Annotated in this window: 14 protein-coding genes; 10 read left to right on the top strand and 4 right to left on the bottom strand. The window is 38.9% G+C overall.

Annotated features, from left to right (window positions below):
- The first annotated feature begins 20 nt into the window (after positions 1-20).
- Both AB3G38_RS07395 and AB3G38_RS07390 read left to right on the top strand, forming a co-directional pair.
- Positions 21-1175 (top strand): ATP-binding protein, encoded by a 1155-nt coding sequence (locus AB3G38_RS07395; protein WP_367867855.1) that lies wholly within the window; start codon positions 21-23, stop codon positions 1173-1175.
- Positions 1172-1645 carry a hypothetical protein gene (locus tag AB3G38_RS07390; protein ID WP_367867854.1) on the top strand — a complete coding sequence of 158 codons (474 nt, stop codon included), beginning with the start codon at positions 1172-1174 and terminating at the stop codon, positions 1643-1645. Before AB3G38_RS07395 ends, AB3G38_RS07390 begins: the two co-directional genes overlap by 4 nt.
- On the opposite strand, the gene AB3G38_RS07385 is transcribed toward AB3G38_RS07390, so the two are convergent.
- A complete protein-coding gene (locus AB3G38_RS07385; protein ID WP_367867853.1) occupies positions 1642-2859 on the bottom strand; it encodes a BamA/TamA family outer membrane protein in 1218 nt (405 codons plus the stop codon). The two genes, AB3G38_RS07390 and AB3G38_RS07385, sit on opposite strands and share 4 nt — an antisense overlap.
- A gap of 158 nt (positions 2860-3017) precedes the next feature.
- Between AB3G38_RS07385 and AB3G38_RS07380 the strand changes: the two genes are divergently transcribed.
- Together AB3G38_RS07380 and AB3G38_RS07375 are read left to right on the top strand one after the other, a co-directional pair.
- Positions 3018-4427, top strand: a complete 1410-nt coding sequence (locus AB3G38_RS07380; RefSeq protein ID WP_367867852.1) for a PLP-dependent aminotransferase family protein — start codon at positions 3018-3020, stop codon at positions 4425-4427.
- 154 nt (positions 4428-4581) lie between these two features.
- Positions 4582-5100, top strand: coding sequence for an N-acetyltransferase (locus AB3G38_RS07375; protein WP_367867851.1), 519 nt, complete (start codon positions 4582-4584; stop codon positions 5098-5100).
- Between the two features lie 175 nt (positions 5101-5275).
- Here AB3G38_RS07375 and AB3G38_RS07370 read toward each other — a convergent pair whose 3' ends face one another.
- Positions 5276-6445: a helix-turn-helix domain-containing protein gene (locus AB3G38_RS07370; RefSeq protein WP_367867850.1), complete on the bottom strand. Its 1170-nt coding sequence runs from the start codon at positions 6443-6445 to the stop codon at positions 5276-5278.
- Positions 6446-6689: 244 nt separating this feature from the next.
- Between AB3G38_RS07370 and AB3G38_RS07365 the strand changes: the two genes are divergently transcribed.
- Positions 6690-8021: an aspartyl protease family protein gene (locus tag AB3G38_RS07365; RefSeq protein WP_367867849.1), complete on the top strand. Its 1332-nt coding sequence runs from the start codon at positions 6690-6692 to the stop codon at positions 8019-8021.
- Positions 8022-8079: 58 nt separating this feature from the next.
- Here AB3G38_RS07365 and AB3G38_RS07360 read toward each other — a convergent pair whose 3' ends face one another.
- Entirely contained in the window at positions 8080-8664 is a 585-nt protein-coding gene (locus AB3G38_RS07360; protein WP_367867848.1) for a PhnA domain-containing protein, read from the bottom strand.
- A 117-nt stretch (positions 8665-8781) separates the two neighbouring features.
- Between AB3G38_RS07360 and AB3G38_RS07355 the strand changes: the two genes are divergently transcribed.
- Both AB3G38_RS07355 and AB3G38_RS07350 read left to right on the top strand, forming a co-directional pair.
- Positions 8782-10665 carry a gamma-glutamyltransferase family protein gene (locus AB3G38_RS07355; protein ID WP_367867847.1) on the top strand — a complete coding sequence of 628 codons (1884 nt, stop codon included), beginning with the start codon at positions 8782-8784 and terminating at the stop codon, positions 10663-10665.
- 132 nt (positions 10666-10797) lie between these two features.
- Positions 10798-12519 carry a hypothetical protein gene (locus AB3G38_RS07350; protein ID WP_367867846.1) on the top strand — a complete coding sequence of 574 codons (1722 nt, stop codon included), beginning with the start codon at positions 10798-10800 and terminating at the stop codon, positions 12517-12519.
- Between the two features lie 4 nt (positions 12520-12523).
- Here AB3G38_RS07350 and AB3G38_RS07345 read toward each other — a convergent pair whose 3' ends face one another.
- Positions 12524-12859: a hypothetical protein gene (locus tag AB3G38_RS07345; protein WP_367867845.1), complete on the bottom strand. Its 336-nt coding sequence runs from the start codon at positions 12857-12859 to the stop codon at positions 12524-12526.
- A gap of 80 nt (positions 12860-12939) precedes the next feature.
- Between AB3G38_RS07345 and AB3G38_RS07340 the strand changes: the two genes are divergently transcribed.
- From AB3G38_RS07340 to AB3G38_RS07330, 3 genes are read left to right on the top strand one after another with little or no spacing between them, the layout of a single operon-like run.
- Positions 12940-13620 carry an ArsR/SmtB family transcription factor gene (locus AB3G38_RS07340; protein ID WP_367867844.1) on the top strand — a complete coding sequence of 227 codons (681 nt, stop codon included), beginning with the start codon at positions 12940-12942 and terminating at the stop codon, positions 13618-13620.
- Positions 13621-13638: 18 nt separating this feature from the next.
- Positions 13639-14439 (top strand): metallophosphoesterase, encoded by an 801-nt coding sequence (locus AB3G38_RS07335; RefSeq protein ID WP_367867843.1) that lies wholly within the window; start codon positions 13639-13641, stop codon positions 14437-14439.
- A 22-nt stretch (positions 14440-14461) separates the two neighbouring features.
- On the top strand, positions 14462-15088 hold the full coding sequence (locus tag AB3G38_RS07330) for a hypothetical protein (protein ID WP_367867842.1): 627 nt from the start codon (positions 14462-14464) through the stop codon (positions 15086-15088).
- The last annotated feature ends 86 nt before the right edge of the window (positions 15089-15174 follow it).

Here is a 15174-nt window from a genome sequence, read left to right as displayed (position 1 = left end):
TTATTATTTAAGAATAAAAAATGAGTGCTCAAAATACACAAGACCAGTTACTGGCTGAAATAAAAGAATTGAAAATCCAACTGAAAGAAGCTCACGATACCCTCGAAGCTATACACTCAGGTAAGGAAATTTCAGTGAGTCAGGAACATTTTACACTGCTGGCGAATAATATTCCTCAGATAACCTGGACTAACTTACCCTCCGGACAGTTTAATTTCTTCAACAAACGCTGGTATGATTATACAGGCCTGTCTTTTGATGCCACATTTGAAGGATCATGGGGGCATATTATCCATCCTGATGATTTACTTTTAACCGGAGAAAAATTTAATCAAAGTATGAAAACCGGAGAGGTTTTTGAAATTGAGAATCGCTGTAAGCGCAATGACGGTATTTACAGATGGCATCTGAACCGAAGTATTCCTTTTAAAAATGAAAATAACGAAATCTTGTTTTGGATAGGTACTGCAACTGATATTGATGATCAGCGTAAATCTATTGAAAAGAAAGATGAATTTATCGGCATTGCCAGTCATGAATTAAAGACACCACTAACCAGTTTGAAAGCTTATTTGCAGCTGATCTCTAACTATAAAAAAGAGGTCATTCCTGGTCAGGTGAAAACATTTATAGTCAAAGCTGAAAGTTCAATCAGTAAATTACAAGCACTGGTCAATGACCTGCTGGATGTGAGTAAGATCCAGACTGGCAAACTGGATTTTAACCAGGCACCATTAAGTGTTAAAGAGCTGATAGCCGGTTGCGCAGAGAATGCCGGATATATGTTTCCTGATTATAATATTATTTTTAATGCTGCGGCGGATGTAAGCGTTAAAGGAAATACAGAACGATTGGAACAGGTACTCATGAACCTGATTAATAACGCAGTAAAATATTCTCCGCTACATAAAGATATCATATTATCATTTGTAAAAGAAGGTAATCAGGTCAGGATTTCTGTGACAGATTACGGGATCGGTCTTTCTACCAGTCAGCTGGACAAGATTTTTGAAAGATTTTATCGTGTTGAGGTTAAAAACAGAATGGCGGGTGGATTGGGAATGGGATTATACATCTCTATGGAGATTATCAAAAACCACAAAGGTACAATAGGTGTTCAAAGCAGAATTAATAAAGGCTCTACTTTTTACATTTTATTACCTTTGCTTTCATGAAATATGCGTTAACATTTTTGCTTTGTCTTTCCGGCTTTTTCAGCAGTGCCCAGCACTTTAAACTCAACCAGCTGGAATCACTTATAGGTCAGCCGGTTTCGGCTGTTACTGATAGTCTTGTAAAGCATGAATGGGAAGTAAGACCTGAGCTGTCAGGGAAACAAGGACATCAGTTATATAAGACCTTCTCTTTCGGTAAACATGCCTCTGAACAAGGCAAAGCATTATCATGGTTCAGAATTCAGGCAGATAACGAGGTTACTAATCAACTCTATTATCAATTGAGCGGTGAAGAAGCTTATCAGTTGATCCTGGAAGAAATCAAGCAGACAGGGGCGGAGAAAAAAGATATACAGGAAATAGAAAATAAGCAAATCAATACCTATTATATCTCAACTGATTATATTTTCCAGACGATAATAGGTACTGATAGTTATACCATAATGGTCATGCCTAACAAACTGCCTTAGAAAGCTTCTCCAAGACCAATAGAGAAGCCGGAAAATCCTTTACTCACTCCATAATCAACCGCTATATTCGTATTGGAACCCTTGTTGAATTTGATCCGCATACCAGCTCCGACCGCAGGATGAATCTTCTTAAAAGAATTGGTTTCCGGTTCAGCTACTGAGGTGGCATTCGCAAAAACCACAAAGCCTAATAAACCATTGTCAGTAATATCTCTTCTGTACTCACTCTCTACGTAGAACAGCGATTTTCCTCTGTATCTGTTTTGGTCCATTCCCCTGCCAGATTTATTATAAGGGTCCCATCCAATACTTGGTAAGTTCAGATAAGGGATGCCATTATTTAACCCTGTCCAGAAATAAGACCATAAAGCCAGCGTGTTCTGTTGGTGAGGTTTGGTGTTCAGTGAGATATATTTTCTTGCATCCACATAAAGTGATTTCCAGCTTGTTTTACTTCCTAAAAACTTAGGATTGGTTCTTAAAACCAGGTTCAGATAACTTCCCGGTAGCGGATTGATAGAATTATTCCGCGTATCATATAATAAGTTGAAAGATATTCCTGAAGAAAAAGAATTACTTCCTTCTTCAGTTCCTGAATTATAACCGCTAAATTTCTGCAGACCCGGATCAGGTGTCCTGACATTTACAAAATAATCCAGTGTATAACCAAAACCCGCATAAAAATAAGGCTTGATTCGCTTTAATGCACTTTGATAAAATCTGATATACTTATAATCTACTAATAACTTCTGATCTTCATTTCCACTCCCTAAACCCCAGGTATACTGCGGATAAACCAGGAAACGTGTATCTCCCTGAATATTCCAGGTGTTGTCTGCCAGCCAGATATTGGAACGCAATGGTAGTCCAAAACGACTTTTGAAATTCCAGTATGGTGTGAAAGTAACATTGGAGATATTCGTTGTTTTACGGTCACCCAGGTAAAAACCTGCGCTGGTTGAGGTAATCAGTGCGGTTCCTCCTCCAGGTACATTACCGCCAATAGGCAGTAGTGAAAAGAAAACTTTTCTGGGGTTTTCTCCGGTTTTTATACCTGGTTTTATTTTAAATAATATTTTGGCATAGTCTATCAGATCCCGCTTATTTGAAGTATCACGGACTTGATTATTTGCGGAAATAGCATCAGCTGCATTTTGTGCATTTGCGCTGTAGGTAATCAATAAAAAGGAGAACAGAAAGATAGATTTTTGCATTAGGCAAGAAGATAGTTGGTGTATAACTACAGCTTAACCAAATGCCGTGCCGTATTGTTTATATTTTTATTAAAATAGTTAATATTTCTGCCAGTTGTTATTTATTACCTTTGTGATACAGTTGTTATTTAATTAAAATATACCGGTACAGTCTGACTATGAAACAATATCGATATGAAGAATTTACAGTAATTATTGAAGAACAGATCAAAGAAGGCGTTTATAAACCCGGGCATAAACTTCCTTCTGTAAGAACGTTGATGAGCAAATACAGGATGAGTACAGGTGCTGTACAACAGGGTTTTGATTATTTAATAAGTAAAGGACTGGTTGAAAGTATCTATAAATCCGGATATTATGTTTCTAATGTGCCTGAAAATCAGGTCAGTATACCTGTCTCTAAACGCTTGCCAATAGCTAGAGATGCTATATTTAAACATAAATTATCACAAACTACGTCCTTATATGCTGGCCGGAATTCCTTAACTGAATTCAATGTGGCTGCTCCGGGAGATTTGTTAGTCCCTCAAAAAATGATTTTGAGGACTATGCAGCAAGTGATCAGGGAACAAGGTGCCGGGTTATTAAGATACTATCCTTCAACAGGATCCGAAGAATTAAAACATAACATTTGCAAACATTCAGCGCATTACAATGCAAAGATGAACGCTGATGAACTGATGATTACTGATGGTGCATTGCAAGCCTTATATATTGCTTTGGTTTCTACCTGTTCTGCCGGTGATGTGGTTGCTGTAGAAAGCCCCTTTGTGTTTTCCATTCTTCAGGTAATTAAGACTTTACAGCTAAAAGTAGTGGAGATCCCAATGGATTTTCAGGCCGGATTTGATATAGAATATTTACAGAAAGCATGCTTAACCACAAAAATAAAAGCAATACTAATCACTCCGAACTTTCAGAACCCTACAGGAATATTACTCTCTGACGATCAGAAAAAACAAGTACTGGCTGTGGCACAACACTGGGGGATAGCTATTATTGAAAATGATATATATGGAGATTTAAATTTCACCGGTCAGCGGCCATCTAATCTGAAATCATTTGATGAAAGCGGACTGGTGATGACCTATTCTTCGTACGCTAAAACACTGGCTGCGGGAATCAGGTTAGGCTGGTTATCGGCAGGCCGGTTTTTCCAACAGGCAGAGCAGGTGAAATTCTCGACCGGCAGTACGGTTTCCCCTGTCTACCAGGAAACGGTAAATAAGCTGCTGAATACACACAGTTATGACAGGCATATCAGGACTTTTAGAACCCAGTTATCAAAAAATGCTTACCATACGATTAACCTGCTGACTACTTATTTTCCAAAAGGTACAAGTATGGTCATGCCTGCAGGTGGTTATAATTTATGGGTAAAACTATCCGATGAGATTAACATCAAAGATTTTTACCAGCATTGTGAAAAGGTAGGCGTGAAGTTCACCCCAGGCGAAACTTTTTCGTTCTCGAGTGATTTCAAACGATTTTTCAGAATAGTATTTGCTGATCAGTATTCCGCAAAGCGGATTGAAGGACTGAAACTTGCGGGAAATGCTGCGTTGTAAATGCTAAAAAGCTATAGATAAGCTAATAAATCATAGCGCGTAACACTGTATCGGTTATTTAATAGCATATGACACTGTATCGGTCACTTAAGCGGAATGTGTATCAATATAGATTAATGATCGTGGTTACCTTTGATCCTATAAAATTAAAATCATGGATCAAAAAGTTATCACGAAGTTCAAGGTCGCAACTGAGGATGCGATTGCTGAATTATTATACCTGACCAGGACTATCGCTTTAGAAAAATATGCCCATTTAGTAAGTGAAGAGGTGATGGAGGATTATATTTTCCGTCATTATAATGATAAACAAATTATTGATGAAATGAATAGCTTTGGTAACCAGTGGCTGGTTGTTTATGTAGATGAACAGGCAGCTGGTTATGCATTTGTAACTACTCAGGGTAAAAGGCCAGCATTACTGGAAGATAAAAAAGCAGTCTGTATCGCTGATTTTTGTATTTTAAAGGACTATTTATCTGGTGAGGCTAAACAATCTTTGCTCAATAAATGCTTAGCTATCAGTAAAGGCTATGAATCATTGTGGCTGACAGAGCAGGTTGATAGTCCATTAATACCTTTTTTTGAAGCCCATGGACTCAGGTCCATAGCAGAACAAAATAATTTCATTCATCCGGATATCAGGATGAGTTATATGATCAAAGAAAATTAATTTTTTTAAGGAGCACAAATACACGATACATTTCTGCTCCTTCATATTAAAATTGGTAATCATTATTCTGATCATTTTTACCAGCAGTTAAGCATATATTATTGGTTTTCACGAGTAAAGTTATACCTTATTAAGCGGTATAAATAGTATAATAATTGTTTTGATTTAACTGCGATCAGCCCGTATAGCCACTCTGTTTTGTATACTTTTTGCGGTATTCAGTAGGCGTGAGGTCTGTCTGTTTCTTAAACGAAGTATTAAAAGATGATTTGGAATTAAATCCTATCTCATATAAAATTTCAAGGATTGTCAGTTTTGTCCTGGCCGGGTCTCTCAGGATTTTCATTGCTTTTTCAATCCTGTAAGCGTTTACAAAATCAAAGAAATGCTGATCCAGATGATTATTAATCAAAATAGACAAATCCTTTACGGGCATATTTATCTGGTCAGCGAGATCTTGTATCGTCAGCGCAGGTTCAAGATAAGGCTCCTTCTGCACCATATAATCCCTGATCCGCTGAATATCTTCCTGATCCTGTAAACTTAATACTCCTTTACCCAGTTTGCTGATTAAAGGATCTTCCAGAACTAAATCATCCGCAGGCTGAATTTTAGAATTTATCCCTCTGAAAAGATCCGGATAATATAATGCTTTCAATACGAACCAGCACAAAATGAATACTGCATTGATTCCAACAATAATTTGTGCACCGTTAAAAATATCGGTGCTTACAATAAACCTTAAAATATCCTTCAGCGTAACAATAGAATGTACAACTGTGATCACAACCGTAAGCTGAAACAGCCATTTATAAGTAATTGTCCTGCTATCTGCATAGTTTTCCAGATAAATCTTCCTGTATTTTCTCAATATCAGGAAAACACCAATAAAATAGCCTGTAAATTGCAGGTGCCCCGCCAATAACATGAGTTTTGAAGCTGGCCCATCTCCATAATGTTCAATAAAAAATGTTTTTGCAGTAAAATCTGCCAGGTAAACCTTCGGCAGCATAACCAGATTATAAACTATAAAAGGAAGAACATGCAGCAGGTGTTTAGCTTTTAACCTGAAATCCGAAAAACAGATCGATAATGCATATAGATAGAAAACAGGGTTGATTAACCAGGAAGTAGACCGTCTGAATATCTCCACATCAGGATGTTTTAGGGTAAACCCATAAATAAACCACGCACTCAGATCAATTGCATTCAGTAAAATAAAGCCAGCCAGCAAAACATTTCCCAATTTTCTTTCACTAGGTACTGTGAGAAGAAAAAATGATAAAAGCACAGAAACAAAAACTGCAATCAGACTTATAATACTTATCAAACTGTTACTATCCATTTAGTGCATATTCTTTTTAACCTCACTAAAGTAAATATATTGTTCAACACCTCAGTAATATATTGAACATCTGCTTTTAAACAGGCCTGCAAAAAACGTGCATAGCAATCAGGGATCTCAATTCCTGATTTGATCTGATCAGAAGTATTCATTCGTTTGACGATTCAGGTTATTGTCAAACAGACAGTAGAGGACAGAGGGCTGCCCGGCCTTCAATACCTTCGTATGCATTAAACACACCATCATGAAATTAGCAAAGTATTTATTAATAACGGGGGTTTTACTTACAGGTAAAACAGAATTGAAAGCACAAATTGCCCAAATCCCATTTGAAACCCGCGGATCGCATCTGTTAGTCAAAGTACAAACCAATCAGAGCGACTCGTTAAATTTTATATTTGATTCAGGTGCCACTAATATCTCTATAGACTCATTGACTGCGGAACGTGCTGGCGTGAGTAAAGAAAACCGGGAGACGGTTTCAGTTGGCGGATCCGGGGGAACTCAGAATTATAAAATGGCTTTGCATCAAAACTTAAAACTGGGAAATATAGCAATCAATGATGTTAATATGGTATTGATAAACTTCAAATCACTCTCTGAAGCCATAGGCGTAAAACTGGATGGAATTATCGGCTATGAAGTATTAAATAAGTATATAACAAAGCTTGATTTTGAGCGGAAAAAGATATCATTTTACGACCAGATCAAATCTGTTGATACGACAGGTTATACAGGGATCCCTTTTGAATTTAATAAAGATATACTGATTCCCCGTTTTCCGGTTTCAGTTACCCTGGCGAACGGAGAAACTTTTACAGGCAGGGTCATGTTTGATACAGGGAATGCTTTTACCCTGATTGTCAGTACGCCTTTTAGTAAATATCATAATTTCAATAGTAAACTGGGAGAAACCAGCATGCAGTTGGGCAGGGGATTAAACGCAACTACACAAGATCAGCTGGCAACTATTAATTCCATGTCATTTAATGGATTTAACTTTGGTAAAATGGGTATCAGGCTCACCATCAATGATCAGGCAGAACCGAAAGATGGTTATTTAGGTATTTTAGGGATGGAAGTGATCAGGCGTTTTGATGTTATCCTTGATTATCAGCAAAAGAAGATCTATTTAAAGCCTAACCGGGCCTATCGTGATGCTTTTCCTGTTGAAGCTAAAAAAACATGGTTTTATAAAGAAAGTGAAGACTTTTTGGCGAAAAATAAAACTAAACCTGGTGTAAAAGTTACGGCTTCAGGTTTGCAGTATAAAATTATCAAACAAGGTAAAGGGGAAAAGCCTAAAATGGAAGATAGGGTGAGTCTGAATTTTAGTACTACTTTAGTTAACGGTAAAAAGGTATGGAGTACTTACGACGAGAAAAAACCTTGGGTACACCGTTTAGATAAAGCTTTGGATGGGCTTGGAGAAGCAGTACTGATGATGCCTGAAGGCTCTGAATGGATACTCTATATTCCCGCTAAACTGGCTTTTGGAGATACAGGAATAGAGGAAGTTCCACCAGGTGCAGCTTTAATTTATGAAGTGGAACTTTTGAAAGTAGAACATCCCTGAATTGTTTTTTAGGTAAGCAGCCGCACCAATCTTGCGGCTGTTTACTCAATCCTGTATATTATCCTTGTTTTCTTACATATTTAGTAAGGATCACAATGACCTGTCCTTCAATTTTACCTTCTATCTGATCGGTATTATTATCTACTAAACGGATATTTTTAACAACTGTACCCATTTTAGCATTTAACTGAGAACCTTTTACATCTAAAGATTTGGTTAATACAACCGTATCGCCAGTTTGCAATAAAGCACCCAGACTATCTTTATGTACTTCTGCTGCAGCTGTATCGTTATCTAATCCGCCAGCAGCTTTTGCCCAGGCCAGTCTTTCCTCATCAAGATACATCATGTCCAGGTTGTCCATTGCCCAGCTTTCATTGCTCAGACGGTTCAGCATACGCCATGCAACTACTTGTACGCCTGGTATTTCACTCCACATACTTGTCGTTAAGCAGCTCCAGTGTTTGCTGTCCAGTTCTTCTTTCCTGTCAATTTGTGCCAGGCATTTCTCACAGATCATGATACAGTTATCTTCATTGCTGCTTGATTGTGGTGGTACCTCATATAATTTAAGAGTTTCCCCGGATCCGCATAATTCACATTGATTCTCGCTTCTTTTCAGCAATTGTTCTTCCAATTTCATATCCTTCAGTTAAAATAAAGAGCGCGAAGATAATTATTTTAGCCGGAATATCGTTTTTCTACTTTTACTGGTGTTTTTCGATTTAGAAGCCAGTAAATTTTCACTATTTTAGGTTTTATGAAACAACTCGTATCCGCATTATTTATTTCCGCAGTTTCTATCTTTCCTGTAGCGGCACAACAAACTCAGAAACCGGTATTACACGGTCAGAACTGGATGGCCATTACAGGTAAACCACTAGCCGCAACGGCTGGGGCAATAACCTTTCAAAAAGGCGGAAATGCAGTCGATGCTGCTTGTGCGATGCTGGCTGCAACCTGTACCATGTGGGATACTTTAAGCTGGGGAGGTGAAACCCAGGCACTGATTTATAATCCAAAAACTAAAAAAGTAATTGCAATTAATGCAATGGGGGTGGCACCAAGCGGGGCGACTGTTGATTTCTTTAAAAATAAAGGCTATAATTTTCCTCCGGAATATGGCCCTTTGGCCGCAACTACCCCCGGTACACCCGGCGGACTTTTGTATATGCTGGCCAATTATGGTAAATTAAGCCTGGAACAGGTACTTTCTCCGGCCATGGAAATGGCAGCGGGTTACCCGATAGAAGCGCAGGCAGCCAATAGTATGGAACGCGGAAAAGATAAAATTAAGGAGTGGCCTTACAGTAAAGAAGTTTTTCTGACGCACCCGGGTGAAAAGAGAGAAGCGCCTGAAGCAGGTGAAATCTTTGTTCAGAAGGATTTGCTGGCTACACTTCAGAAAATGGTAGCTGCAGAGCAAACCGCACTCCAACAAGGTAAGAATAGAAAGCAAGCAATTATGGCTGCTTATGACCGTGTTTATAAAGGAGATATCGCTCAGGAATTTGTACGCAGCAGTAAGGAGCAAGGCGGACTGATCACCATGGAAGACCTGGCTAACTGGAAACCTGTGGAAGAAGAGCCGCTGATGGTGAACTATAAAGGGGTTGATGTTTATAAATTACAACAATGGACGCAGGGGCCGATGCTTTTGCAAGCGCTGAATATTCTGGAGAATTTTGACCTGAAAGGTATGGGATATAACAGTACAAAGTACATTCATACCCTGTATCAGGCCATGAACCTTGCATTTGCAGATCGTGACTTTTATTATGGTGATCCAAATCACGGGCCCAAAGGGCCTGTGAAAGGCTTATTGAGTAAAGAATATGCAAAAGAAAGAGCAAAATTAATACAATATGATAAAAATGACGCCGCTATAGGCCCCGGCAATCCATACCCCTTTGAAGGAAGAAAAAATCCATACCTCAAATTATTGAAAGACAGAGGTTATGAACTGGATCAGACGAAGCGGAATTTTGCGCCCGCACATGATATGACCAATCACATGCCTGATGCGGCTTATCAGGACAGGTTGTGGTTAGGGACTACTTCTGTAGAAGCTGCTGATCAGGAGGGCTGGGTGGTTTCGATGACTCCCAGTGGCGGATGGCTGCCGGCCTGTATTGCCGGGAAAACAGGAATGGGTATGAGTCAGCGGATGCAAAGTTTTGTGCTGGACTCTGCTTTAAATCCTTTTAATGTACTTGCACCGGGGAAAAGGCCAAGGGTAACTTTATCACCTTCTATGGCTTTAAAAGATGGTCGGCCATTTTTAGCTTCTGCTGTTCAGGGGGGAGATACACAAGATCAGAATCTATTACAGTTCTTTTTAAATGTTACAGAATTCGGAATGAATGTACAGCAAGCTACCGAAGCTGCAAACTTCAATACCAATCAGCTCTGGCTGTCGCTCGGCGGGACGAAAACAACTGACCGCCAACCTAAACCCGGACAGATCTTATTAAATGATAATACAACACAGGAAGTAAGAGATGAACTGAAGAAAATGGGCTATACTTTAAGTTTTGGCGGCAGAACCAGCGGCCCGGTGAATGCGGTTTATTTTGACTGGAAACATGGCAGTCTTTGGGGAGGATCCAGTAACCATGGCGAAGATTATGGAATAGGCTGGTAATTTTTGTAAGAGAGAGTAGCGGATAGTTATTGTAAATTTTCGTTATCTTTAATTACAGGGTTAAGGTAGTCAGGGAAGCTTCGCGAAATCTACTCTGATTTTCATTTATAATCATTTTGAATCTGGGCATTGATGATGAGCGATATTTTTAATACGGCAAATGAAAGTCAGCAACCACAAGCAGCTGAACCTGGAAAATTCCATCTTGGAATCTGTATGGCTGGTGCAGTGTCTGCCGGCGCCTATACAGCGGGTGTAATGGATTATTTACTCGAAGCTTTGGAAGCCTATGAAAAAGTAAGAGGACAGCCCGGTATACCTAAACATGAAATAGAAATACCTGTAATAGGTGGTGCTTCTGCAGGAGGAATGACTGCTCTGCTTACTGCTGCGGCCTTGCAGCGGGAAATGTATCACATTGATCAACCGGGGCCTGATATTTTAGCAGAACATAAAGATCATATTTTATATCATTCGTGGGTAGACCTGACCGACAAAGATATGTTTGATAGAATGCTGAAGAACGATGATATTGATGGAACAATAGTTTCTGCATTGAACTGCTTGTTTATTGATGAAATTGCGGACCGGGTACTGAAACCTAAAGCTGCTGAAGCAATTCAATGGAGACCTTTACCTTCTTTCTTTCCCCGGAAACTAAAACTATTTACTACCCTGAGTAACCTTGGAGGTTTCACTTACAATGTAAACTTTAATGCCCGCGGTTCAAGGCGGCCTTATTATATGAAAGTTCACCAGGACTATGCCTGTTTCGAGCTGAGTTCACAGGAGCAGGCAGATCATCATTCTGCTGGCTGGATGCCGCTCAACTTCAGAACAGGAATTAATGCACAGGTTGCAGTTGACGCTGCACTGGCTACCGGTGCTTTTCCAGTTGGTTTTAAAGCAAGAAAAGTCACCCGTTCCAAAGAGGCTGTCAATAATAATCCATTGTTTGATGGAAAGATGCTTCAGGCAATCCAGATCAATACTGATCCCTATCAATCTTTGAACGTTGATGGAGGGATGATTAATAACGAGCCTTTTGATAAGGTGAGAGAAGTCTTGAGTGCAGCCTGCGGGCAGGTTCATCCGGCATTGTATAATAATTATAGTACTTTCAATTCTACAGTATTGATGATTGCCCCGTTTCCCAGTACTAAGCCTGTTGATATTAAGCTGTTTGATAAATTAATCCATGTGATTGGACTTACCTTATCAGCGATGGTCAGCCAGATGCGGTCAAAAGCGGCACAGGTTGTAGATGCAATGAATGAAAACTGTGCAGGTCAGTTTTTGATCGATCCTACCAGGGAATTAAGAAAAACGGATGGGAGTAAAGAAGATCTTCAGGGAGAGCGTGCTATTGCCTGTGGGGCATTGGGTGGTTTTAGTGGTTTTTTGAATAAGGAATTCAGAGTGCATGACTATTTTCTGGGCAGGCATAACTGCAAGATATTTTTACGTGATTATTTTACAATTCCTGATCGTGCTAAAAATGAAAACCCAATATTTAAAGCAGGTTATCAAGATATAGATACAGATAAATACCGGTCAAAAGTTGATGGAAACTGGCAGATTATTCCGATAGTAGAGGAGGTTGATTATACTTTTCCGCAATTTGCCTTTAGTTCTGGCAGTAACTGGCCTGTGCAAAACTGGGAAGCGATAAGCCAATATAGCGGAGTGCTGAAAAAACGTGTACAGGCGCTGATTCTTAATTTGGTGAAATATAAGCTGGTACACAAATTCTTTTTGTGGATCGGTACGAGGATTTTATTGAGAGGAATGATCACTAAAGCAATGCTGGCAACCATTAAGGATGAACTTAACCGCTGGCAGCTGCTTAAATAATAGCTTATAAATTGAAGGTGATATAGGTTGTCGGATCATCGTAATAAAGATCATCATCAAATAATATCCTGTTATAACCGCTGCCAAGAAATTTAACTGTCGTATAATCCCTGTTGTTAATGGTATACAATGATACATCTACTACAGGCAGCTGATGATTAAAAGGAATGGAACGAAAGCCGGAAACATTGTATGTCTGGACATCGAAACCATTTTTAATGGAGATTACACAATTGTCGCAGGATACTTCAAATCTGTAATCGGAGTAAGGTCCGTCATTTGTTTTAACACAAGAACTCAACAAGAAACAAATTAATAATAGGGCAGCAAGCTTATTCATTATGGGAATTTATAAATTCCAAAGGTAACATTTCATTCTAAAATGAAGTATGTGTTTTAGCAATCGGGTATATTTGAAAAATGGAAATGGAAAATTTAGCCAGTATTGCCGGATTGATCGGGGAACCTGCACGTATTAAAATGTTATGGGCTTTGATGGATGGTAAGGCTTATACGGCTACTGAATTATCCATCGTTGCCGGAGTATCTCCCCAAAGCGCAAGTATGCACCTGGGGAAAATGGTATTGGCTGATCTGTTAAAGGTTAGTAACCAGGGGCGTCACCGGTATTTCAGTTATGCCAGAGCAGAAGTTGCTTATGCGATTGAAGCACTGTCAAACCTGGCTCCCCATCAAAAAAAGATAATTGTTCCGGTAACTAAAGCTGTTCCTTTTGAATATTGCAGAACCTGTTATGATCATATTGCTGGCAGGGCAGGAGTACTCATTAATGAGCGGTTAATAGCCATGGAATACCTGGCAGCGCATGGCAAAGGTTATGACATGACGAATAAAGGGGAGTCTTTTTTTAAAGAATTTGGTATAGATACAACTGGTTTATTAAAACAAAAACGTCCTTTTGCCAGACCTTGCCTGGACTGGAGTGAGCGGCGGCCTCACCTGGCAGGTTCTCTGGCTAAGAGTATTTTAAATAAAATGATTGCTGAAGACTGGATGAGAAAAATCAAAGATTCCAGAACCCTTTTGATTACTTCTAAAGGGCAGTCAAACTTATACGACCTATTGGGTGTCAAAATTTAACCCTTCTTAATATTTAATATGGCTGTTAAAACTATTGCCTACCTGACTGATGCTCATTTAGACCAGAAAATTATCCTGGATCAGCAAACCGGTGCGATGCGTTATGCTCAGCAAACCGGAGAACACAGAGATCAGCTGAAATTTATTCTGGAAGATATAACCCGCAAAGGAATTGACGAAATCATATTCGGTGGTGATATTGGTACTCAGGAAGCTAATCAATGGTTCTTTAATACTATTGATGAATTCAATTTCAAGCTTTTAATGGTGCTTGGAAATCATGATACCTATCAACAGGTAACTCAGTATTATCAGCATGAGTATGGCAATCAATATCCTGACGAACATCGCAATCAATATCTTGATAAACATCGCAAAGAACTCAATTATGCTTATGAAGAAGGTCATTTTAAATTTATTTACCTGGATTCTTCTTCCAATGCAATCAGTGATGCTCAGTTGAACTGGTTCAGAAAAGAATTGGAAACAGATAAAGAAATATTACTTTTTATACATCATCCTGTTTTAGAAATCAAAACTCCGCTGGATAAAATAGGAGCAGCTTTAAATGGGCGGGATGAAATTAGACGCATCCTTTCAGAAGCTCAAAAAGATAGTATTGTTTTTTGCGGCCATTATCATATGACTGATAAATTAGTGGAAGGTAAAATCAGGCAATACTCCTCACCAGCATGTTCCTATCAGATCGAAAAACTATCAGAGAAGATTGAAATTGATACTTTAACATTTGGCTACAGGTTGATCACTATAAATGGCAGGAAACTGAGTACTGAGGTTAAATTATTTAAGTCATTATAGCCCGGTTTATTATATTTAAAACATGATAAAGATAAGTTGTCCTTATAACTGGATTTGTGGCCGGGAATTTACTACAGAAGAACTGAGCAGTCATGACCGGGATTTTGTAATTAGCGCTGCAGCTAAAAAGATGAAATTGATATTTATTGATTGTCCTGTTTGTAAAGTCAGCTTCTCCTATAATCCATCCACTAATGAAAGTATAGCATCAGGGATGATGAATCCTGACCAGAAGGAGAAAAAAGGTCCTGTACGTAAAACTTTGAAGGAATTTAATACGCTGTTGAAAAAAGATAAGGTAGCTATTCCGAAGGAATATCTTGATTATTTGCTAAGTGAGCAATTCAAAGCGAAACCAGAAGTATGGAAGGATCAGGATAGCTTTGAACTCTTCAGTTATGACGCTCTTCGCGAAGTAGTTAATATTGATGGAAAAGATTATGTAACTGCCAGGCAGCTCAAAGGATTTGCACTTTCTTTAAGTGAACTGGGCGAGGAAACCGATCAGCTGGACAAAAGCATAGTTATTGGCGAGTCTGGCACCAGCCTTTTATTTATTGATAGCAGAGATCAGGATTCATTATTTGTTTTCCATCCGGATGGGGGAGACAGGGAAAAAACTAACCTGTCCCTGAAAGATTTATTGTAATATGCAGTCTGCCAGATTTGATAACCCGATCATACAATTGTTAAATAGTATAATTTAAGTGGTGAGTCAGTACACTAATTTCCCGG

The organism is Pedobacter sp. WC2423 (genome assembly GCF_040822065.1).
GTDB lineage: Bacteria > Bacteroidota > Bacteroidia > Sphingobacteriales > Sphingobacteriaceae > Pedobacter.
This window is presented reverse-complemented; position numbering and strand designations above follow the sequence as displayed.

Bases quoted from the DNA above. Each gene is read 5' to 3' on its own strand.
- AB3G38_RS07395 (WP_367867855.1), top strand. From the start codon at position 21: ATGAGTGCTCAAAATACACAAGACCAGTTACTGGCTGAAATAAAAGAA.
- AB3G38_RS07390 (WP_367867854.1), top strand. From the start codon at position 1,172: ATGAAATATGCGTTAACATTTTTGCTTTGTCTTTCCGGCTTTTTCAGC.
- AB3G38_RS07385 (WP_367867853.1), bottom strand. From the start codon at position 2,859: ATGCAAAAATCTATCTTTCTGTTCTCCTTTTTATTGATTACCTACAGC.
- AB3G38_RS07380 (WP_367867852.1), top strand. From the start codon at position 3,018: ATGAAACAATATCGATATGAAGAATTTACAGTAATTATTGAAGAACAG.
- AB3G38_RS07375 (WP_367867851.1), top strand. From the start codon at position 4,582: ATGGATCAAAAAGTTATCACGAAGTTCAAGGTCGCAACTGAGGATGCG.
- AB3G38_RS07370 (WP_367867850.1), bottom strand. From the start codon at position 6,445: ATGGATAGTAACAGTTTGATAAGTATTATAAGTCTGATTGCAGTTTTT.
- AB3G38_RS07365 (WP_367867849.1), top strand. From the start codon at position 6,690: ATGAAATTAGCAAAGTATTTATTAATAACGGGGGTTTTACTTACAGGT.
- AB3G38_RS07360 (WP_367867848.1), bottom strand. From the start codon at position 8,664: ATGAAATTGGAAGAACAATTGCTGAAAAGAAGCGAGAATCAATGTGAA.
- AB3G38_RS07355 (WP_367867847.1), top strand. From the start codon at position 8,782: ATGAAACAACTCGTATCCGCATTATTTATTTCCGCAGTTTCTATCTTT.
- AB3G38_RS07350 (WP_367867846.1), top strand. From the start codon at position 10,798: ATGATGAGCGATATTTTTAATACGGCAAATGAAAGTCAGCAACCACAA.
- AB3G38_RS07345 (WP_367867845.1), bottom strand. From the start codon at position 12,859: ATGAATAAGCTTGCTGCCCTATTATTAATTTGTTTCTTGTTGAGTTCT.
- AB3G38_RS07340 (WP_367867844.1), top strand. From the start codon at position 12,940: ATGGAAATGGAAAATTTAGCCAGTATTGCCGGATTGATCGGGGAACCT.
- AB3G38_RS07335 (WP_367867843.1), top strand. From the start codon at position 13,639: ATGGCTGTTAAAACTATTGCCTACCTGACTGATGCTCATTTAGACCAG.
- AB3G38_RS07330 (WP_367867842.1), top strand. From the start codon at position 14,462: ATGATAAAGATAAGTTGTCCTTATAACTGGATTTGTGGCCGGGAATTT.